The sequence below is a fragment of the Flavobacterium flavigenum genome (assembly GCF_027111255.2).
GTDB lineage: Bacteria > Bacteroidota > Bacteroidia > Flavobacteriales > Flavobacteriaceae > Flavobacterium > Flavobacterium flavigenum.
This window is the reverse complement of sequence record NZ_CP114285.2, coordinates 4,234,202-4,257,037: the sequence shown is the minus strand read 5'-3', so window position 1 is coordinate 4,257,037 and position 22,836 is coordinate 4,234,202. Positions and strand designations below refer to the sequence as shown.

General features: G+C 35.7%; 18 protein-coding genes and 1 pseudogene. 12 read left to right on the top strand and 7 right to left on the bottom strand.

The genetic code is table 11. The features are described 5' to 3' along the window. Window positions 1-69 precede the first annotated feature (69 nt). From OZP09_RS17615 to nirK, 7 genes and pseudogenes are all read right to left on the bottom strand, one after another. Window positions 70-669: a hypothetical protein gene (locus tag OZP09_RS17615; RefSeq protein WP_269234981.1), complete on the bottom strand. Its 600-nt coding sequence runs from the start codon at window positions 667-669 to the stop codon at window positions 70-72. A gap of 94 nt (window positions 670-763) precedes the next feature. Next, window positions 764-1,789: a 2-hydroxyacid dehydrogenase gene (locus OZP09_RS17610; protein ID WP_281309743.1), complete on the bottom strand. Its 1,026-nt coding sequence runs from the start codon at window positions 1,787-1,789 to the stop codon at window positions 764-766. Between the two features lie 306 nt (window positions 1,790-2,095). Beyond that, window positions 2,096-3,361, bottom strand: coding sequence for an alginate export family protein (locus OZP09_RS17605; protein ID WP_269234980.1), 1,266 nt, complete (start codon window positions 3,359-3,361; stop codon window positions 2,096-2,098). Between the two features lies 1 nt (window position 3,362). Beyond that, complete coding sequence (locus OZP09_RS17600; protein WP_432419439.1) at window positions 3,363-3,998, bottom strand: SCO family protein; 636 nt, start codon at window positions 3,996-3,998, stop codon at window positions 3,363-3,365. Beyond that, on the bottom strand, window positions 3,961-4,797 hold the full coding sequence (locus OZP09_RS17595) for a formylglycine-generating enzyme family protein (protein ID WP_281309742.1): 837 nt from the start codon (window positions 4,795-4,797) through the stop codon (window positions 3,961-3,963). Before OZP09_RS17595 ends, OZP09_RS17600 begins: the two co-directional genes overlap by 38 nt. Window positions 4,798-4,820: 23 nt before the next feature. Then, window positions 4,821-5,144 (bottom strand): annotated as a pseudogene (locus OZP09_RS17590) (c-type cytochrome); the annotation flags it as partial. An 88-nt stretch (window positions 5,145-5,232) separates the two neighbouring features. Continuing rightward, entirely contained in the window at window positions 5,233-6,717 is a 1,485-nt protein-coding gene (nirK, locus tag OZP09_RS17585; protein ID WP_281309741.1) for a copper-containing nitrite reductase, read from the bottom strand. A gap of 301 nt (window positions 6,718-7,018) precedes the next feature. On the opposite strand from nirK, the gene OZP09_RS17580 reads away from it, so the two are divergent. The 12 genes from OZP09_RS17580 (at window position 7,019) to OZP09_RS17525 (ending at window position 22,823) form a co-directional block, all read left to right on the top strand. Beyond that, window positions 7,019-9,127 (top strand): ribonucleoside triphosphate reductase, encoded by a 2,109-nt coding sequence (locus tag OZP09_RS17580; RefSeq protein WP_281309740.1) that lies wholly within the window; start codon window positions 7,019-7,021, stop codon window positions 9,125-9,127. Window positions 9,128-9,146: 19 nt separating this feature from the next. Beyond that, complete coding sequence (nrdD, locus tag OZP09_RS17575) at window positions 9,147-9,311, top strand: anaerobic ribonucleoside-triphosphate reductase (protein WP_269234978.1); 165 nt, start codon at window positions 9,147-9,149, stop codon at window positions 9,309-9,311. Further along, window positions 9,292-9,981: an anaerobic ribonucleoside-triphosphate reductase activating protein gene (locus tag OZP09_RS17570; protein WP_281309739.1), complete on the top strand. Its 690-nt coding sequence runs from the start codon at window positions 9,292-9,294 to the stop codon at window positions 9,979-9,981. Before nrdD ends, OZP09_RS17570 begins: the two co-directional genes overlap by 20 nt. A 14-nt stretch (window positions 9,982-9,995) precedes the next feature. Further along, a complete protein-coding gene (locus tag OZP09_RS17565; RefSeq protein ID WP_269234975.1) occupies window positions 9,996-10,445 on the top strand; it encodes a CopD family protein in 450 nt (149 codons plus the stop codon). A 24-nt stretch (window positions 10,446-10,469) separates the two neighbouring features. Beyond that, complete coding sequence (nadA, locus tag OZP09_RS17560; protein ID WP_269234974.1) at window positions 10,470-11,414, top strand: quinolinate synthase NadA; 945 nt, start codon at window positions 10,470-10,472, stop codon at window positions 11,412-11,414. Next, on the top strand, window positions 11,411-12,949 hold the full coding sequence (nadB, locus tag OZP09_RS17555; RefSeq protein WP_349293607.1) for an L-aspartate oxidase: 1,539 nt from the start codon (window positions 11,411-11,413) through the stop codon (window positions 12,947-12,949). The genes nadA and nadB overlap by 4 nt, the downstream gene beginning before the upstream one ends. A gap of 170 nt (window positions 12,950-13,119) precedes the next feature. Then, a complete protein-coding gene (locus tag OZP09_RS17550) occupies window positions 13,120-13,569 on the top strand; it encodes a DUF4890 domain-containing protein (RefSeq protein WP_269234973.1) in 450 nt (149 codons plus the stop codon). A gap of 484 nt (window positions 13,570-14,053) precedes the next feature. Next, the gene (locus tag OZP09_RS17545; RefSeq protein WP_281309738.1) at window positions 14,054-14,599 is read left to right on the top strand and encodes an RNA polymerase sigma factor; all 546 of its coding nucleotides are present in this window, start codon (window positions 14,054-14,056) and stop codon (window positions 14,597-14,599) included. 74 nt (window positions 14,600-14,673) lie between these two features. After that, a complete protein-coding gene (locus OZP09_RS17540; protein WP_281309737.1) occupies window positions 14,674-15,732 on the top strand; it encodes a FecR family protein in 1,059 nt (352 codons plus the stop codon). Between the two features lie 172 nt (window positions 15,733-15,904). Further along, window positions 15,905-19,465, top strand: a complete 3,561-nt coding sequence (locus OZP09_RS17535; RefSeq protein ID WP_269234971.1) for a SusC/RagA family TonB-linked outer membrane protein — start codon at window positions 15,905-15,907, stop codon at window positions 19,463-19,465. A 17-nt stretch (window positions 19,466-19,482) separates the two neighbouring features. Next, window positions 19,483-20,838 carry a RagB/SusD family nutrient uptake outer membrane protein gene (locus OZP09_RS17530; protein ID WP_269234970.1) on the top strand — a complete coding sequence of 452 codons (1,356 nt, stop codon included), beginning with the start codon at window positions 19,483-19,485 and terminating at the stop codon, window positions 20,836-20,838. A gap of 11 nt (window positions 20,839-20,849) precedes the next feature. After that, the gene (locus OZP09_RS17525; protein WP_281309736.1) at window positions 20,850-22,823 is read left to right on the top strand and encodes a TlpA family protein disulfide reductase; all 1,974 of its coding nucleotides are present in this window, start codon (window positions 20,850-20,852) and stop codon (window positions 22,821-22,823) included. Window positions 22,824-22,836: the final 13 nt, after the last annotated feature.

Genomic DNA, 22,836 nt, shown 5'->3' with positions numbered 1-22,836 from the left:
GTAAATATTATGCAAATATATACTTTATTTACACCCTAAACATATAATTAGGAATTACTTTAACATATTCTAAAACGAATACCTCTCCAATTTCTTTCCCTGAATATCCAAAACCTTTGAACCTCCTTTCGGAAAATCTCCTTTATGTTCGGGCTGGACAGATGGATTTGATGGATATTTTCCGTTTTTGAATTTTATATGATGAAACTTTCCGCTGCTTTCCATAATCAAATCATAAAACTTTTCAGCTGGCGTTGTTGTGACATAAATTGGGAAATCAGTTACGGTAAAAAAATTAATCAGGCTTCCGTCATGATCCAAAATATAACCTGAGCAGCCTCCGCTTCCGCAGAAATAGGAGTTTGAGAAGCCCACCAAATATTCATTTTTCTGATCGTTATTCAAATCAAAAGCTTCGTAGTAAAAGTAGCGGTCTTCTTTTGTCATTGCCGGAAGATCATTCTTTAATAAAATCTGCAGTTGTTTACGAATCAATTCGACCGCTTTCTGATCATTTCGTGCATCATCACTTACATCTGCTGTACCGCCGAGTGTTTTAGACAAAGTATCCTGAACAATGGCTTTAATTATATTTTTGGATTCTGCTTCTTTGTTTCGACAGGAATATAATATTGAAATCCCGGTTAAAATTAGAATTATACGCTTCATAATTTGTATTTTAAGTAATTAAGATACAAAAAATATCCGAAATGCTAAACCTAACAGGTTTTGAAAACCTGTTAGGTTTCTACCGTACATTATTTTAAACCAATAACGCCGCTTTATTTTCAATATAATTTTGCGCCAAAAGTGATTTTATATTATTGAAAGTGACCAATGCAATCTGAGTCAAAGCTTCATTGGTAAAAAACGCCTGATGCGCCGTGACCAAAACATTCGGAAAACTCATTAATCGCTGGATTGCATCATCCTGAATAATATCATCCGACAAATCCCTGAAAAACAGTTTTTCTTCCTGTTCGTAAACGTCGATTCCGAGATACCCTATTTTTCCCTGTTTCAAGCCTTCAATAACACAGCCTGTTTCGATTAATCCGCCACGACTGGTGTTGATTATCATGACATTTTCTTTCATTAAGGCTATAGAATCTCTACTGATGATATGCCTGGTCTGATCATTGAGCGGACAATGCAGCGAAATAATATCACTTGATTGGAATACCTCATTTAAACTTACAAAAGAAACGCCATCTTTAATCATTTCATCATTCTCGGCAATATCATACGCCAGGACTTTACAACCAAATCCTAAGGCTATTTTAGTGAAAGCTTTCCCTATATTCCCGGTTCCGATAATTCCGATTGTTTTTCCGAATAAATCAAAACCTAATAAACCGTTTAAAGCAAAATTTTGTTCTCGAACGCGATTATACGCTTTATGTGTTTTTCGGTTTAAAGTTAAAATCATCGCCATAGCATGTTCGGCAACCGCCTGAGGTGAATAAGCCGGCACACGACAGACTTTTATATGGTATCTTTTTGCGGCTTCTAAATCGACGTTGTTAAAACCGGCACAGCGCAGAGCAATAATTTTTACGTTCTTTTCTGCCAGCTGCTTTATCACTTCTTCATTGACAATATCATTTACAAAAACACATACAATTGCTGCGTTTTCGATCAGGATTACGGTTTGAGGATTCAGCTGTGTTTCAAAATAATCCAATTCATAACTAAATTCATCATTATACTTATTGAAGAACGTTTTATCATACGGCTGAGTCGAGAAAAAAGCAATCTTTTTTTTATTATAAATAGAATTTACGCTCATAATTACTGTTTTAAAATTTGATTTATTATCTATCCTTTTTTAATCCTTTTTCGGCAAATGCTTAATATAACTCATAGCCTAGCAAATCAATAGAAAAGAAACGACGAATTTAAGTATCAATAATATTTTACATAGTGAATAACTAAACTACGTTTAAAGCACAAAAGAAACAAACTTTAAAACAAGATATTCTTCAAAATTATAAAGATAACATGTTCTTTTTACAGCAAAAAAGAGTTTAAAAGTAATTTACCATTTCATTATAAACTTCATTTTAAACAAGAAAGATCTATTAAATGGAATAGTTTATTGTTTTAAAGTAAATATTCGGGGATTGAATGATACCATTACCCAAGCCCAATTATGGGTATTAGAAGCATCATTAACATTCTTTAGCCTTTCTAAGGTTTTGGAAGCGAATAGTTGTGAATAGCCTGAAGAAATCATAACGTCTTTTTGAACTGTGTAACCTAACGTAAAATCGAACTCTGTCCCTAAATAAGAATCCATTTTTTTATTCGAAGCATCTAAAACTATATTCGGTGCATTGAAAACATGGGGTACTAAACTAAACTGCCATTTTTTAACTGAATAATTTAATTTGAGATAGGCATCTTGCAACCCTACACTATTTTGATGATTCCCGACATAAAAATAATCCATCAGACCGTTAAAAGCGTGATTCGTTCCAAAAATAGGGCTGAATGATTTTATTACCGGACTTGCATCATCCTGATCTTTTCCCGAAAGAAATTCATACCCCAAAAAAGCTTTAAAGGTATCTGAAAAAGCATAACCCAAATTCGCTCCTGCATACCAGGCACTGACTTTTTTATCGGTACTTTTACCTGTCTGTCCGTATACCCCTAAATCAATATCCCACTTTTTCTCTTTAAAAGTAAGGTAAGTTCCAAAAGTCTGCTTATAATCAACTTCTAAATTCCCTATCGCCTTTTCGAATTCATAACCGGTATTCAACACTAAAAAACTGGTATTTATTTTATCCCATTTCGTATGGTACCAGACATATTGCATGGATTTATAATTAGTGATATAAGGTATTTTGGGTTCGAGTAAATTTTCAGCATTCGCATTTAAGGCAACACCTAAGTCCAGTTGATGGTTTTTAGGATGAAAAGAAAACACAGCAGCATCATGGCTTTGTCCCTGCTGCGCCCAGTCAATTTCCCCAAAAACACGCTGATTGTCATACAAAATTACCTGACGCCCTAATCTTGCTGTCCAATTCTGAGTGAATTGATACTCTCCCCAGGCTTCAAAAACAGCTACTCCGTTTTTATCAGCTGTTGATGTAGTTGCCACATCGCCCCAGGTTCGGCTATTCTGCAAAGTCAGTTTTAATTTTAATTTTTCCTGTTTGAAATTGAAATTCAGACGGGAACGCTGTGATACAAATGAACTCGCACTCTCTCCGTTTGGCATCAGGCTTTTGTATCCGTTTCGGTATTCATATCGAGGTCTAAGCTGCAAATTAGCATCCAGTTCCTGGGCATACGTTTCAAAACTTGCCATTGTTAGTAGGACTAAGCAGGCTATTTTTAAGGCTTTCATCTTAATTTAGTTTTTGAGCTTCCTCTGTTATTTTTTTGATTGTTTCATCAGAATTGACTCCCAAACCTTCCTGCTGATAAGCTAATTCTCCATCAGCATTAAAAACACTAATGATATTAGAATGGGAAAAATCCATTGGGGATATTTTTTTATAATTAACAGCTAAAACTGCCGCGAACTCCCTCGTATTTTCTTCCGTTGAACGTAAAAAAAGCCACTGGTCACCTTCCATTTTATTTTCTATGGAAAAAGCTTTTAAGCGTTTTGGCGTATCGGTTTCCGGATCAATACTTACCAAAACCAGTTTGACATTTTTCTTAACGTCTTCTGGCAAACGGGCTTCAATATTCCGCATATCTGCCACCAAACGCGGGCAGGCTGCTTTGCATGAAGTATAGATCATAACCATTACCAGAACATTTCCTTTCAGGTCTTTCAATTCTATATCCTGATTGTTTTGTGTTGTCCATTTTGAAGGAAGATTGTAAATCGATAAATCAGAAACCGGTTTTTCTATTTCCGCTGGCTTTTCTTTTTGGTTACAGGATTGTAATGTTGCTGTCATCACCAGTAGTATTGAGAAAAGGAAGCTGTAACTTCTATTTTTTATTTTTCGGTATGTTTTTTTTGTTTCCATTGTCTTGTTTTTTAGTGGTAGTTAACCCATTTTTTTCGTTGCTGGCACAACGGAATCCAAGATTCTTAGTCGTATATTTCGCTTTAAGACTTCCACGAAAAGCATAGCGCATAAAAGCTGCATAGTTCATCAGGTCGGTTGCATTTACAGATCCGCTTCCGCAAAAGAGACTCTTATCAGTATCTTTATCTTTTCTGAATTCGCCCGAAAGAAAAATACTATTGAAGTCGGCTGTCCATTCCCAGACCAACCCATGCATATCATAAACTCCCCAGTAATTTTTGAAGGTCTTTCCAATTGGATTTGCATAAGTGTTTGGTTTTTCATACCAGGACATAATATATGTATTGAATTCCTCTTTTGTTCGGGCATCTGTACGTTTTTCGTCGGCCATTGCTACAAATTCCCATTCGTCCATTGTTGGGAGTCTTTTCCCCTGACACTCGCAGTATTTTTTGGCTGCAAACCAGGAAACATTGGTTACCGGAGCATTACTTAAATTGTTTTTCCCGTAATTAAAATCACTTTCCCATTGCGACAAATAACTCTTATCTGCAAAAAGACGTTTGATTTTAGAAGGACTGTATTCAGGATATTTTTTTACAAAAGCTAAAAATTGTGCATTTGTAACAGGATATACATCCAATTTGAATGATTCCACTTTAATCGGCTTTTTATCAACAGCGCCATAAAGGGGAACAAAAGTCCCCCCATTTATAGCCGCCATATGAACCTCCTGAGCACAAAGTGTACTCAGAAATAATAAAAAGAAAATTATTCTTGTTTTTTGCGTAAACATTGTTGCTGCTTTACTTTAATGCATCATTTTCTTTGAGCTTTCACCATTTCTGGAGTTACTACTTTTTTACTATTTCCCCAGCTTGCATAAACATAAGTCAGAACATCTGCCAGCTGCTGATCGCTTAAAGACTGAGCTGGCATGACTCCATTGAACTTTTTGCCATTTACGGTAATTGCCCCATTTAAGCCTTTTACAACTCCTTTTATTGCCCTGTTCACATCTTTATTCAGATAGTCAGACTTTGCTAATGGCGGAAAAGCTCCCGGTATTCCCAAGCCTGTTGACTGATGGCAGGTAATGCAAACCTTATCATAAACCCCTTTTCCCTTAACCGTATTCTGGCTAAATCCATAACAGGTTAAACCCATCATTACGATTGTAAAAACATATTTTTTCATTTTCTGTTTTTTAAAATTTAATATTCAGTTAGTATTAATGTTCTGCTGTTACCTTAGGAGCAGGCTTTGCTCTCACCGCTTTTACTCTTGCCGGATTGATCACGGTTTTATTATTGCCCCAGCTGTTATACACGTAGGTCAAAACATCAGCAACTTCTTCGTCGGTTAAATGCTGACTGGTCATCACGTTATTAAACTTTTTACCGTTTACCGTAATCTCTCCGCTCAATCCATGCAATACCGCACCAATGGCTCTGTCCGGATTTGCATTCAGGAAATCTGATTTGGCTAAAGGAGGAAAAGCATTCGGAATCCCTTCTCCGCTTGGCTGATGGCAGGCAAAACAGGTTCTTCCGTAGAGTTCTTTTCCTGATTTAAGCTGTTCCGGAACCGTTTTAGCCACTACAGTTTTCACTGCTCCTTTTTCTTTTGGCATATTTTGAATAGTTCCGCCTTCAGGCAGATAAATACCTTCCTGAGTGGTTCCTGAGTATATTTTTTTATTTTCTTCGCCTTCCACTTTCAGCATTCCGAGAGCTCCTTTATTGAATGCCCTGAAAATGGAGTGATCTACCAGAATAAAAGTTCCTGGAACCTCAACTTTAAATTCAACTATTGCAGATCCTCCTGCGGGAATCAGTGTGGTTTGAACATTTTTGTTAATCATATCCCCTCCTTCAATGTGTACTTTATCGAAAATTTCACCAATGACATGGAAAGACGAAACCAAGTTTGGACCGCCATTACCCATAAAAATACGTACCGTTTCACCTACTTTTGCCGTTATTGATTTATCACCTGTTACAGCACCTACTTTTCCGTTAAAGACCACGTAATCCGGTTCTTCTTTGACGGCCTTGTTCATATCAAAAGGCTGTTTTCCGGGTTCTCCGTAGCTTCCTTTTGTATAAAAATCACCCTGCATAATGTAGTATTCTTTATCAACTGGCGGCAATCCTCCTTCTGGTTCTACCAAAATCAAACCGTACATTCCGTTTGCTATGTGCATTCCTACCGGTGCTGTGGCACAGTGATACACATATAGTCCGGGATTGATTGTTTTGAATTTGAAGACTTTTTCGTGTCCCGGAGCTACTAATGAAGAAGTTGCCCCGCCTCCCGGTCCGGTTACCGCATGTAAATCAATATTGTGTGGCATTTTATTATCCGGATGGTTTTTTAAGTGAAATTCTACCTCGTCGCCCACTCTGGTCCTGATAAAACTGCCCGGAACAGAGCCTCCGAAAGTCCAGTAGGTGTATTTTACCCCGTCTACCATTTCGCCTTCTTGTTCTTTGATCTCCATATTGACAATCAGGTTTGTTGCCGCACGGTCCCCAACTGGTTTGGGAACCAATGGCGGTGCAGTAAGTTCTGCTTCTTTTTGCCCACTTGTTTCAATATTCTGATAATACTGAGCATCCTTCGTTTCATTTTTGGCACAGGAAAACATACCAAAAATCAGTACAAAAGCTGCAGCAATTCTAATGCTTCTTTTTAATTGTAGTTTAGGTTTCATAATTGTCTGGTGTTAAATCTATCGTAACTCATCAATAAAAGACTTTTTTATCTTTTATTTGATTACAGCAAAATAATACCATTTTAAACCAGTAAAACATGATAAAAATCATTTCTTCTTTTTTTTTTAAATTATAAAATTACATTCCCAAAAAAAGCTTTTCATAATTCACCTAAACATTACAAATACAGATAGTTGAAAAATTAAAAAAAGAGCAAAATAATTAAAGACAAAAATATCTTTAATACAAAATAGCCTGCTTTTTAATCCCGAAAAAACAAACCAAATAAATCGCCATCATATGGAAAAATATGTTATCAAAAGAAACGGTCAATTCAAACCTTTTGAATCTTTTAAAATTAAAGATGCTATCGAAAAAAGTTTTCGGAGCGTTTCTATACCTACTGATCAATCGGTTTTTACAAAAGTGATTAGCGATTTACAAAAAAAGGAAACCTGGGCTGTTGAAGAAATTCAGGATTTAATTGAGAAAAACCTTTTCGAAAAAAAGTATTTTGATGTGATGCGTTCGTTTATGTTATTCCGCCATACCCGCAAAATGCAGCGTGAGCATATTCAGGGTTTAAATCGGGATACAACGTATATAGACAGTACACAAACCATTGAAGAATATATAGAGCAAACCGACTGGCGTATTAATGCCAATGCCAATACCTCCTACTCTAACGCCGGTCTTGTGAATAATGTAGCCGGAAAAATCATTGCCAATTACTGGCTGGATAAAGTGTACAGCAAAGAAGAAGGTTATGCACACCGCAATGGCGACATTCATATTCATGATCTGGATTGCCTGACAGGATATTGCGCCGGCTGGAGTTTGCGTGCGTTATTAAACGAAGGCTTCAATGGAGTTCGCGGACGTGTTGAGAGCAAAGCGCCATCACATTTCAGGGAAGCTCTCGGGCAAATGGCTAATTTTCTCGGAATTCTCCAAAGCGAATGGGCAGGTGCACAGGCTTTTAGTTCCTTTGATACTTATCTGGCCCCGTATGTTTTTAAAGATCATTTGAGTTTTGATGAAGTTTTGAAAGCTGTACGAAGTTTTGTCTACAACCTTAATGTTCCGGCTCGCTGGGGTCAATCGCCTTTTACGAATATTACACTGGACTGGGTCGTTCCCGAAGATTTAAAAACTCAGATACCGACTAAAAATGACTTACACTTTTTTGAAGGAAACTTTAGTCATGACCTTTTGGTTCGGGCTCAGGAAAGAGGTGTTTCGAAACTAACTGATTTGCGTTACGAGCATTTTCAAACGGAAATGAACCTCATCAACAAAGCTTATTATACAGTAATGACAGAGGGCGATGCCAATGGTCAGCCCTTCACCTTTCCTATTCCGACAGTAAATATCACCGAAGAGTTTGAATGGAACGGAGAAAATACCGACTTACTTTTTGAAAATACAGCCAAAATAGGTTCTTCCTATTTTCAGAATTTTATGGGAAGCCAGTATATTTTGGATGAAAACGGAAATAAATCCGAAAACCCAAATGCATATAAACCCAACGCTGTCCGCAGTATGTGCTGTCGTCTGCAGCTGGATTTACGTGAATTGCTAAGACGCGGTAACGGTCTTTTTGGAAGCGCCGAAATGACCGGAAGTATTGGTGTCGTTACCCTAAATATGGCGCGTTTGGGCTATTTACATAAAGGAAATAAAACGCAATTATTTAAAGAATTAGATCAGTTACTATACATTTCTAAATCGACTCTGGAGAAAAAAAGAGCTTTTGTGCAGGAAATGTACGATCGCGGTTTGTATCCGTACACAAAACGTTATTTACAGCATTTTAGAAATCATTTTTCTACCATTGGTGTAAATGGAATGAACGAATTGATTGTAAATTTCACAGAAAGTCAGGATACCATAACTTCAGCAATCGGAATTGCATTTGCATCTGAAATATTAGAACATATCAGAAACCGGATGAAAGAATTTCAGGAAGAAACCGGAAACCTCTACAACCTCGAAGCCACTCCTGCCGAAGGAACAACGTATCGTTTTGCGAAAGAAGATAAAAAACGATTTCCGGATATTTATCAGGCAGGACAGCAGGAAAACATCTATTACACCAACAGTTCGCAAATTCCTGTAGATCATACCGAAGATCCTTTTGAAGCCTTGTTTTTACAGGATGAACTGCAATGCAAATACACCGGAGGAACCGTCCTGCATTTATACATGAGCGAAAAAATCAGTTCTCCTGAAGCCTGCAAACAATTCATAAAAAAGGTTTTATCGAATTTTAAACTGCCTTATATTACTGTAACCCCAGTTTTTAGTGTATGTCCCACACACGGTTATCTGAACGGAGAACACGAATATTGTCCCAAATGTGATGAAAACATTATTACCGAAGAAACAAAATTAGTTCATCATCAATAAACTATAATTTATAATTCATATGAAAACAGTCACAGCAATTTTAGAAGAAAAACAGCATTTAAGAACTAGATGTCTTGTGTACACGAGAGTAATGGGTTATCATCGTCCGGTAGAGAGTTTTAACATCGGTAAAAAAGGAGAACACAAACAACGCACCCATTTCAATGAAGGAAAATGCCAGTAATCCTATTTACAGCATAACTCCGTTTACTTTATTGGATTATGCGCATAAGTCAGCCTGTATTCTTTGGTTTGCAGGCTGCAATATGCGCTGTTTGTATTGCTACAATCCGGAGATTGTACTGGGCAAAGGAACCATCTCATTTTCTAAAGTGATTTCTTTTCTTCATAGCCGAAAAAATTTACTTGATGCAGTTGTTTTCAGCGGAGGCGAATGTCTGCTGCACAAAAACATTTTAGAACTCATTATGGAAATAAAAAAAATGGGCTTCCATATTAAAATCGATACCAACGGCTCTAAACCAAATGTCATAAAAACACTGATTGAAAATCGCCTGATTGATTACGTAGCGTTGGATTTTAAAGCCTTGCAGGAAAATTTTAAACACATAACCCAGTCAGAACTTTTCGACAAGTTTGAAGCCTCTTTGCATTTATTACTCGAAAGCCAGGTTCCGTTTGAAGTCCGTACCACCGTACATTCAGAACTGATTCCTGAAAAAGACATTCTGAAAATGGTTGCCTATTTAGAAAGCAAAAATTACAGCGGCAATTATTACCTCCAACATTTTCTAAACGGTGTTTCAACTTTAAAGCCATTAGGTCATTCGCATCAAAAATTAGACAGTCAAAAACTTTCCTCTGCCAAAATCAAAGTTTGTTTAAGAGGATAATTTGTAAAAAAACTATGAACCACCATTTTCTCTTAATCATTCATCTTTTATGTGCCGCCATTTGGGTTGGCGGGCACATACTGCTTTCTGTGGCCTATCTGCCTAAAGCACTAAAAGAAAAAGACCCAAACATTATTCTGAATTACGAAAAGAAATACGAACCTGTAGGCATGACTTCCTTATTTTTACTGGTCGTAACAGGTATTTTAATGGCTTATAAATATGGCGTAACTATAAACTATTGGTTTCAGTTCGCCACACCAATTGAGAGTGTCGTTTCATCAAAATTAATTTTATTGCTCACCACTGTAGTTTTTGCCTTAAGCGCCCAATTTCGGGTTTTGCCTCAACTGAAAACCAATCCGCGTAAATTACCCGAAATGACTTTTCATATCGTATCAGTTACGACAATCGGTATTGTAATGCTGATTTTTGGTTCGTTTATTCGGTTTGGAGGTTTCTAATCATTAGACAAATATTTTTTAAAAATGGATACAATCGAAATACAAAATTTAAAAGAGCAGATTATAAAACTCAAAAAAGAAAAAAACGCTGTCCTTTTAGCACATTATTACCAGCGGACCGAAATTCAGGAAATCGCAGATTATGTTGGCGACAGCCTGGGATTATCTCAGGAAGCTGCAAAAGCCGATGCCGATATTATTCTTTTTGCCGGAGTTCATTTTATGGCAGAAACAGCAAAAATTTTAAATCCTTCCAAAAAAGTAATTCTGCCGGATGCAAATGCCGGATGTTCATTGGCAGAGTCATGTCCTCCTGATTTATTCAAAAAATTTACGGATCAGCATCCTGACCATCTTGTGATTACGTATGTGAATTGTTCTGCAGAGGTCAAAGCCCTGACAGATATTGTAGTGACTTCTGCCAATGCCGTAAAAATTGTAGAATCGATTCCCAAACAAACGCCTATTATTTTTGCCCCCGACAAAAATCTGGGAAAATATGTGATGAGCAAAACAGGAAGGGATATGGTTTTGTGGGATGGTTCCTGTGTCGTTCATGAAGCATTTTCATTAGATAAGTTACTTGAGTTGTATAAAGAGCATCCGGATGCCAAAATCATTGCACATCCCGAATCTGAGACTCCTATTTTGGCTGCTGCCAGCTATATTGGCTCCACTTCCGGAATGATTGATTATGTAAAAACAGATTCTGGCAATAAATTTATTGTCGCTACCGAATTTGGAATTTTACATAAAATGCAGGAAGAAGTCCCAGAAAAAACCTTAATTCCCGCTCCTGCGAAAGAAGACAACACCTGTGCCTGCAGCGAATGTGGTTATATGAAAATGAATACGCTTCAAAAAGTATACGACTGTCTGTTAACCGAAAGCCCTGAAATTACCGTACCCGAAGCTATTATCCAAAAAGCGTTAATTCCGATTGAAAGAATGCTTGAGTTATCCAAATGATGATAAATACAAATTACTTAATTATTGGCTCCGGTGTTGCGGGACTGACACTTGCCCTTCGCCTGGCAGAAAAATTTCCGAAAAAAAACATCACTATTGTTACTAAATCAAACGCTGACGAATCCAATACGAAATACGCTCAGGGCGGTATTGCCATCGTGATTGATAAAAACGAAGATTCGTATCAAAAACATATCAGCGATACGATTATTTGCGGAGATGGTTTGTGTGATGAAGCCGTTGTAAAAATGGTTATTACCGAAGGACCAAAACGGTTAAAAGAACTGATTGAATGGGGTGCAAAATTCGACAAAGATCCCGATGGCAATCTTAACTTAGGTAAAGAAGGCGGCCATTCTGAAAATCGCGTCGTGCATCACAAAGACCAGACAGGCTATGAAATTGAACGCGCTATTTTGAAGCAGGTATTCCAAAAAGAGAATATTACCGTTTGCGATCATCATTTTGCTGTAGATTTAATTACCGAAGAAAACTGCTGTCTGGGAATTATTGTTTTAGATGAAAAAACAAAACTGCTGCAAACTTACAAATCAGACTTTACAATATTAGCCACTGGCGGAATCGGTCATCTTTACGGACATACGACTAACCCTGTAATCGCAACGGGTGACGGAATTGCCATGGCTTATCGTGCCGGAGCAACTATTAAGGAAATGGAATTTATACAATTTCACCCTACCGCTTTTTATGAAGATTCTAGCGGTTCTAAATTTTTGATTTCTGAGGCAGTTCGCGGTTTCGGGGCTTATCTGCGTATCAGGCAAGGACATCGTTTCATGATGGATTATGATTCAAGGCAAGAATTGGCTTCAAGAGATATTGTATCACAAAGTATTGATTTGGAACTAAAAAAATCCGGCGATGATTGTGTTTATTTAGATTGTACCCATCTTGATCTGGAAGCTTTTAAAAATCATTTTCCGATGATTTACAAGCACTGTTTAACAGCCGGAATTGACATAGAAAAAAACTGGATTCCGGTAGTGCCTGCCCAGCATTATCTCTGTGGCGGAATTGTAGTTGATACTGAAGGTAAAACGTCTGTTCACAACTTATTTGCCTGTGGCGAATGTTCTCAGACCGGTTTGCATGGAGCAAATCGGTTAGCATCAAATTCATTACTGGAAGCTTTAGTTTATTCCGGCAGAATTTATGAATACTTAGCTAATCCTGATTTAGAAATAAAAACAACTGATTATAAAATTGCAGGAAAAGAAAAAACAGATAAACCTGAAACTGATTCTGAATATCTGGCCGAATTAAAAACAAAACTTCAGTATTTGATGCGGCAAAACGCAGGAATCGTAAGGTCTGATAGTGATTTGCAAAATGCGAAAGAACAGCTTTTAAAATGGAAAAATGAAATGGAGCAGATTGAAAGAACGCAACAGATTAGTGTGCCTTTTTACGAATTATTAAATATGATTATTATTGGAAGTTTAATTGTTTCGCAATCTTTAGATCGACAGGAAAACAAAGGTGGATTTGTTAAACTTAAGAAGCTTTGCATTTAAAAATACTAAAAAGGAGTATTTATCGGATCACTTACAAACAGAGAATATTCTAATCAAAAAACCAATTTAACCAGCCTTCAGCTAAATAAAAAAATAAAATTATGTTAAATAATTAAACCTTTTATTTTGTTTATTGTCTTACATCTGTAAACAATTAAAAAAAACAAATTATGAAAAAATTATTTATGGCGGCTTTACTATTCGTTGGAATAGCAAGTTTCGCACAAGATGGAGATGGCGGTGATATGGATCAAAGACCAATGCGTGAACAAAGAGAGCGAATGACACCGGAACAACGCAATGAAAGACAACTGAAAAAATTAACCGCTGACTTAGCCTTAGACGCAAAACAGCAGGAACAGGTAAAACAACTGATTGCTGAAAGAAGTGCTAAAGCTGAAAAACTGAGAGAAGCCAGAAAAGAACAAAGGGAAAAAGGCACAAAACTAACTGCTGAGCAAAGAGAAGCTCTCAAAAAAGAAATGACAGCTGAAGCAGATGCAAATGATGCTAAAATGAAAGGGATTCTAACTGCCGATCAATATACCAAATGGAAAAAAAATCAGGAGGAAAATAAAGATAAAATTAAGGACAGAATAAAAGAAAGAAGAGACAACTAATAATTTATTTAATACCTTCCCGGTTAACTGAACTGGTTCCTGCAGATAAGCACTTCTCATGTCAGGTTTAAAATAACAGTTAAAATCATATATTAAATTTCCCATATATCTCGTTTCAAACAGGACGATTTATATGGGTTTTTAGTTTCAGATGTTTTTAACTATATAATTTTGTAACTGTATTTTTTCACCTTTCTTCTAAAAAAAGCTTAGACAAATTAAAGCTTTAGAGTATTCTGGCAATAAAAATCTTGTAACAATCGCTTGTTTAAAATTTAAAGTTTACTTCAAAAAACGTATTTACAGTACGTATGCCATCACATCAAAATCATTGTAATCAAAAAAACAATTGATTTTAACAAAATAATCTTTATTATTTTAATCAAAACAAAGAAAATCATGCGAAATATTTGAAACATCCTCCGTTTAACTGATAAAAGTTATTAGATTTGCCAGTGAATACCAAAAACAATTCATCCTATAAATGGAGAATAACACCACAGATATATATTTATGGCAACAAATTAAAAAAGGCGATATTCCCGCTTTTGAAACGCTATATGATATTTATGCTGATGTTTTGTTAACCTTTGCTTTACAGTATACTAAGGATACTACAATTGCAAAAGATGCTATTCATGATGTTTTTCTGGATATTTACAAATACAGAAGCGGTTTGGCTGAAAGTGTAAATGTAAAGTCTTATCTTTTTAAAATCACCCAGCGAAATATTCTAAAAAAAAATCAGGCCTCTCAGAAAATATTCCACTTAAATACTGAATACGATTATATTACGCCCAAAGAAGCATCATTTGAAGATGCTTTAATAGATCAGGAAAACACTCTTGAACTAAATTCAAAACTGGCTTTTGCCATGCAGGAACTTACCGAAAAACAGCGTAAAGCATTATTCTACAGATTTAACGAAGACAAACCTTATGAAGAAATTGCTTCTATTTTGGAAATCTCAATCGAATCTTGTAGAACACTCATATACAGATGCTTGAAAGAACTTCGAAAAAAACTTTAAAAAAAGGTTATTTTTTTTGTCTATGTTTTTAAAGAATCATTCTCTTTAAAGATATACACCCAAAAATAATCGTTTTGCAAATTAATTTTAACAATATACCGAATGATGAAAAGGAATCCTTAAAGGAACAGATTCGTCATCGATTAGTTCAACTTGAAAAGAAAGAATCCGGAAGGAAAAGAAGAAAAAAACTGCTGGCTTATTTTGCTGCAGCAAGCATTATTCTCTTAGCCGGACTATATATAAACCCTTCAACTGACGAAAAACCTTTAACCGATTTAGAACGTTTTGCAGCAAGTGCGGAAAAAACGGAGATAAATTTTGATTCAGAAAACATTTCACTTGTTTTACAGGATAAGCAAGCTATTGCTGTAAATGAGCGTTCCGTAATAAGCTACGGCAAGAATGGCGAACAGGTTCTCATTGGAAAAAAAGCCATAAACACAAATACAAGCAATACGGCTTCTTTCAATACTGTTAATGTTCCTTACGGAAAAAGAACTCAGATTGTATTGGCTGACGGTACAACAGTATGGTTAAATTCTGGTTCTTCGTTAATATATCCAACTCAATTTGCTGGCTCAATTCGTGAGGTTTATTTAACTGGAGAAGCTGCATTTGATGTTTCACATGACAAAACAAAACCATTTTTTGTAAAAACAAAAGACTGTAATGTGAGAGTTCTCGGAACGGTTTTTAATCTGAGCTCTTATCCTGAAGACGAGACTATTCAAACTGCATTATTGAAAGGAAAAGTAAGAATTACTTACACCAAAAAAGGAATTTTAAAAAACCAGGAACTTCAGCAGGATCTAACTCCGGGAATGATTGGTACAATCAATAAAGAGAAGAAAAACCTGAAAGTAGAAATTGGAAGAGATGTTTCGTCGGTATTATCCTGGCGTGAGGGTTACTTCAGCTTTAAAAGTGAGTCTTTGGGAACCATTTTAAACAAACTTTCAAAATATTATAAAATTGAATTCATAAAAGGAGCCAATTTAAACTTAAACACCAGTTACTCAGGATCATTTGCTTTAAATGAAAACCTTAATTCACTGGCTGATGCGTTGTCAAGTATTACAAACAATACTTGTCAGGTAAATACTAACCAAAGAACTATTACAATTAAATAATAAAAAAATCAACCAAAACCACTAAAGCCTATGAAATAAGACCATTAAAATCATATTAGCCTCTTATTTGTTTAACTAACCAAAAAAAAACCAAAAGATGTTGGCGCATCTTTTGGCATTGTAGAACTGTAGTTAATAAATATTGACTACATCTTAAATTCAAAACAAAATTATGAATAAAAAACATAATTCAGAAAAATTCTTTTCTGAACGATATCAGTATTACTTATATCTGCTGCTTATGAGATCTGTGACTGCATTTATTTGGATCAGTATGTGTAGTTTATATGCCAGCCCTTCCCTTGGACAAAATAAATTGCATGCCCGTTTTAAGAACACTCCGTTAATAGACTTTTTTGCTACTCTAGAGAAGCAGACGGATTACGTATTTTTTTACAATGATGAAGTGCTCAGCACAGCCAATACGATAACATTAGAGAAAGATGCTACTTTTGAAGAAATTTTGAACAGTGCATTAAAAAACAACAATTTAAGCTATGACATTATTGATAAGCAGGTTGTTGTGAAGAAAAATAAAAAAAGACCTGAACAATCAGAATACGAACTTACAGGAAGGGTAACCGATAAAAAAGGTGCGCCGTTACTTGGAGTGAATGTAGTTTTAAAAGGAAAACAAACTTGGGATATTACCAGAAAAGAGGGTGATTACCGAATGAAAGTTTCTCCAAATGATACTATTGTCTTCAGTTCTTTAGGGTTTAAAACGGTAACAGTACCTGTCAATAATAAAAGGATAATTGATGCTGTGCTTGTTCCGGATGTGATGGAACTTCATTCAGTAGAGATTACTGTTTCTAACGGTTATACCGAAATTCCTAAAGAAAGAGTGACAGGATCTATTGGTTTTATTAACGCAAAAGAGCTGGCAGAAGTTCCTACAGTAGATATCCAATCAAGACTCGAAGGAAAAATTGCCGGTGTCAATGTCGATCCAAGAACAGGTGCTATTAGTGTTAGGGGAACTAATAGTTATTCAGGAACGGGACAGCCGTTAATAGTAATCGATGGTTTTCCACAATCAAGAGAAGATTTTGCTTTCTCTAAAAGAGGTGTGCCGGGCTCTTCTATTTTAAGTTTTCTTAATCCGGATGATGTAGAAAGCATTTCAGTTTTAAAAGATGCTGCTGCTGCTGCGATCTGGGGATCTGCAGCTGCTAATGGTGTTATTGTGATTACAACCAAAAAAGGTAAAAAAGGGGAACCAACTATAAGTTTTAACACCACTACAAGCATTGGAGAAAAAATAGATTTGGGAAAACTACGTGTCATGAATACGGCTGAATATATTGATTACGAAAAAGACCTTGTAAATGGCGGTTTCGTTGCTGACAATATTTCGAACTGGCAAGCTCTTAACCCTAGTGCAGCGCAGGAAATCATGTTTAGACAAAAAAGAGGCGAAATTTCTATAGACCAAAGAGACCTTCTGTTAAACCAGCTGGGACAAAATAATAATTTAGGACAGATAGACAGATACTTACTAAGAAACTCACTTACCACACAATACGATTTATCTATAAATGGCGGAAACGAAAAAAGTACCTACTATTTGTCTTTAGGTTATAATAAAGATAATGCGGCCATGCGGGGAAATGATTCGAAATCTTATACTATCACATTAAACAACTCTTTTCAGCTCAAAAGTTTCTTAAAACTGAATACCGGAATCAACTATGTCCCAACAACATACCAGACTAATACTGTTGCAAACGAAGCGTTGTCCAATGTATCGGCTACTGCTTTGCGCCCATATGATATGATTGCCGATGAAAATGGAAATGGAATTGACGGTTATTTTCTTTTCAGGCCAGAAGTTTCAAAAGCATTCGAGGCAAAAGGTTATTTACCATGGTCTTACAATTATTTAGATGAACTAAATTATTCTAATGTAATAACCAAAGGAGCTAATATAAGATTAAATGCAAGTTTAACAGCAACAGTTACTAATTGGTTAAATTTTGAAGCATCGGGAATGTATACATCGATTACAAGTAAAATCAAATCTTTAAATGAATTAGATAGTTATTTTTCCCGAAACATGATCAATCAGGCAACCTCTGTTAACTCAGCTGGAAAGTTAGTATATGGAATACCATTAGGAGGTTATTTATATACCACTAACACTAGCAATGATACTCAGAGCATGCGTTTTCAGATGAATATCAATAAGAATTTTGACGAAAATAACAGCTTACACTTTTTAGCAGGTGCAGAAGTCAGAGAAGAACGAAGAGAAAGTTCCAGCCAAAGATACTATGGCTACAATACTGACACGAACTCAGGACAAGCTGTAAATCCTACAGCTTATTACACCACTGTTTATGGATGGCAAAATATAATTGGAAGTTCAGATAATGGTATTGGTAAAACCAGAAACCGCTATGTATCATACTATGGTTTGGGTTCTTACGATTTTATGAACCGCTATCATGTTTCAGGAAGTGTTCGTTTTGATGATACTAATCTATTAGGAGTTTCCAAAAAAAACAGAGCTATACCTCTATGGTCTGTTGGAGGCAAATGGGACATCAATAAAGAATTTTTCTTAAGAGATGTTAACTGGTTAAGTACTTTATCTTTTAGGGCTACTTATGGTATAGCTGCAATTTCGCCTCCTGGTGGTTTTGGAAGCAAAAGCCCTGAAATTAGTATTGGATCTGTAGATTTTTATACTCAATTACCAACTGGAACTATCACTACTCCGGAAAATCCTGAAATTAGATGGGAAAAGACCAGAACAGCAAATTATGCCCTGGATTATGGCTTTTTCAACAATCGCCTACGAGGAAGTGTCGATTTATATTATAAAAAGACAAATGATATTTTAGTAAACCTTCCATTTAATCCAACCTACGGCTGGTCTTTTGTAAAATACAATACAGCTACTTTAAAAGGGCATGGTATTGATTTATCTCTGTCAGGAACTATTATAAATACTGCTTTTAAATGGAATAGTACCCTAAATATAGGATACAATACAAATGAAGTTACAGACTCAAGGTTTAACGCAACGACTGTAAATCAATATTTAGGAAGCAATCCTATTAATGGAAATCCAATAGGTTACTTATATGCTTACAAATGGGCAGGATTAGATGCAAATGGACAATCTACTATTTATGCAAATGATGGAAGTATAATCGATTCTTCTAAGGGTATAAATACTTTAAAACCTGAAGATTTAAAATACATGGGAACCACATTCGCTCCTTATTCTGGTGGCTTCATGAATGATTTCTCTTTTAAAAACTTCAAATTAGGAGTTCAAATCACGTATTATGCAGGACATGTATTCAGAAATACTGTTTTACAAAATTATCCTTCTTACACAGGAGTACAATACGGAGCTGTTGCTAAAGACGCACTTGTTACAGATCGTTGGAGACAGCCCGGAGATGAAGCGAATACTAATGTTCCTGGTTTAACCAATATCAGTTTTAATAGTTTAAACCGCTACCAAATAGCTGACATTAATGTTCTTCCGGCAGATAATGTGAGATTACAGCAAGTTTCATTAGGTTATAATGTACCAAACGAGTGGATAGAAAAAACTTTTATAAAATCATTGAGCTTTAATTTTGCAGCAAGAAATTTAGGATTGTTATGGGTTAAAAACGATTTAGGAATTGACCCTCAGTATTTGTCAAACAACAACTACAACACACTTCCTCCACAGCGTACATACACTTTACAATTTAACTGCGGTTTTTAATTTTAAAAAACAGATTTATGAAATTTCTTAAGTTCACACTATATATCCTGCCTGCACTTCTGCTCAACTCTTGTAGAGATTATATTGAAGTAGAGCAAGTTGGAAACAACAGAATATTAAAATACACTACAGATTACAGAGCTATTGCTAATGCCTATAGCGACATTAGCGGTTCTGGAGGTATTTATTTATTAGCCAATGCCGATGTAGAATTTCCTACTACGTATCAAAATCTTGTAAATACAATTTGGGCCAATAGTTATACATGGCAGGAAAAAATCTACGATCCATCTCAGGGAGATTCAGACTATATAGGGTTATATAAAGCCGTTTATTATAGTAATGTTCTTCTGGATGGCGTTATGAGCAGCCAAAAAGGAACAGATGCCGAGAAAAAAGAAATCTATGCTGAAGCCTTTGTTCATAGAGCATTTGCTTATCTACAGCTAGTAAATACTTATGGCCCTCAGTTTGATCCGGCTTCTGCTAATTCAGAAAAAGCAGTTCCGTTGTTATTAAAACCTGAATTATTTTCTTCATTGGACAGAAATACAGTTCAACAAGTTTATGATCAAATCATTTCTGACTTAAAAAGTGCTTTGGCAAATGATATTCAGGATACACCTCCATTTAATGTGCTTCCATCTAAAAAAGCCGTCTATGCATTATTGGCAAGAACGTATCTATACATGGGCCAATATGAATTGAGTCTTGAAAATGCTGAAAAAGCTTTACAAATGCAGAATGGATTGATTGATTTAAAAACATTTGCCACTGGTTACAGTTATCCGGTTTTGATTCAGAATCCTGAAGTTATATTTTCTAAAACATTACTGCTGGCTTATAACAGAGCCCCTCTTTCTAATGATTTATTAAGCAGTTTTGGAGCTAATGATTTACGTTATGATTATTACACAATTCCCGGTAACATTGGTGTTTCTCCAACTTACACAGGAAGAGGTTTTGGAATTGCAACCTACAGCAATACAAACGGAATTAACGTAGGCGTTTCGGTCCCAGAGATGTATTTAATTGCTGCTGAATGTTATGCCAGAGCAGGACAAACTCAAAAAGCTATAGATTATCTTAATATTCTTAGGGCAAAAAGATTTAAAGCCAACTCCGCATATCAGATAAGTGCTGCAACAAGTACTGAAGCCCTAAACCTTGTTTTGGAAGAAAGACAAAAAGAGTTCATAGGAAGAGGCTTCCGTTGGTTTGACCAGAGAAGGTTAAACCTTGATCCGCTTTATCAAAAAACATATAGCAGGGTTTTTAAAGGAGTAACTTATACTTTAGAACCAAACAGCGATGGATATGTGTTCCCAATCAACCAAAATTACATCGATTTAAACCCAGAATTAGGCAAATAAAACAAATTACAATGCTAAAAAAATTAAATATCAAGTTTTTGGTACTAGCGTTTTACGCACTTACCTCACAAATTACGGCTCAGGAAGTTACATCCAGATTACAAGGAATGGTAGATATCCCTATTCCCGGATCAACTTTAAATATGACGTATGATCCAAAAGGAGGGCCTTTAGAAAACGTCAAAAATATCAACGGCTATGCTTATGTTTTCAATGATTACAAATGGGAAATCGAAGATATTAAAATGAAAAAAAATGGCGCTGTTTACAGCGCCGATTTTACAGTTCCAAAAAACTGCGCTTTTATGGCTTTCAAATTCTATGGTAATGCCGAAAATGGAATTGTTACCGATACCGGACAAGACAAAGGTTATATGCTGGTTGCTTTTAAGGAACCTAAAGTAAAAATGCCTGGTGCAGATTTAGCCTGGGCAACTTTTAGAAACAAAGACTTTAACTCAGAATTTAACAGCTATTTCAAAGATTTCTCTATTGATGCAGATGCGACTGAATATTGGTTAAAGAAAGAAGTTAAAGACCATCCGGACAGATTTCCTGAATTTTTTGATACCTATTTCAAAATCCTGAAAAAACAAAAACCTGAAAAATTTGACGAAATTGCGCCTAAACTTTTAGCAGATTTTTCAAAAAATACTAAAGGAATGCCAGAAGAAGTTTTTGTTAAACTTCGCAGTATTTATTTGTCTGATTTAAAAAACACGGCAAAAGCAGACTCTCTGGAAAATGTAATTCAGAAACAGTTTCCAAAAAGTACTTATTTGAGATTCAAAGCCTACCAGGTATTTAGCCGAATCCCTGATTTAACGGAGAGAAACAAAGCAGCAGAAAAGTTTTTAGCAGAATTTCCATACAGCGATGAAGTGCCGGCTGAACAGAAGTATCTGTATGATAATATTGCAAAAACTAAATTCGAATATTTTTTCCAGGCCAAAGATTACAAAAGTATTCTGGATTTAATTCCAACTATGAGATTTGCTTCATTGAAAGATGCTTACCATCAGAATGTAGGCAAAGCTTTGTATTTAAAAACCGTTACACCTGAGGTTTTAGAAACAATAGCTGTTCCTATGATCACATCAATGGAACAAAAAATAAATGATATGTCTTACATACAGGGAATTTACTGGTCACCAAATCAGGCAACTGAAAATGCAAAAAATCAACTGAATACCGAATTGGTCATCCAGATCCGTATGTATGATATGCTTAAAAAGTACAAAGAAGTTTTAGAAACATTCGAAAAACTGCCATTCGAAATGCGTTATGAAAAAGCAGGTGTCAATGACATTCATGTGAGAGCTTTAGAAGCATTAAATAAACCGATTATTGAGGTCTTAAAAAATGCAGCCAGAAGAAACACTTTATCAGAAGGAATGACTGCTAAACTGAAAGAAGCCTTTTTAAAACAAGGTAAAAAAGAAACTGATTTCCCTGCTTATTTAGAGCAATTGAAAAAAGAAAACAATTCTGAAGAAAAAATCGTTTTAATTGATATCCCTGCTCCTGCTATCAAAGTTCAGGGAACTAACGGAAAAACAAAACAATTAGATTTAAATAGCGGTAAAATTATCGTAATTGATTTTTGGGCAACCTGGTGCGGTCCTTGTAAAAAGGCTTTTCCGGCGATGCAGCAATTGGTTACCAACTTCAAAGAAGACAAACAGATTGAAGTGTACTTTATAAGCACACAGGAAAATCATGAAGGATACAAAAAAGCGGCTGTTGCTTATTTAAAAGAAAAAGGACTCAAAATAGATACTTACTTTGATTTAATGCCAAAAGGTGGTGTTACAAACACTGAATCTTTTTCGAAATATGCAAAAATTTTCAAATCAAGCGGTATCCCTAGAAAAGTAGTGATCAAAAATGGTAAAATTCGTTTTACTTCTGAAGGTTATTCCGGAAATCCGGGACAATTGATTGATGAACTTACAGCAGTGATCAACGCTTTGAAAAACGAATAAATTCGCATTCTGA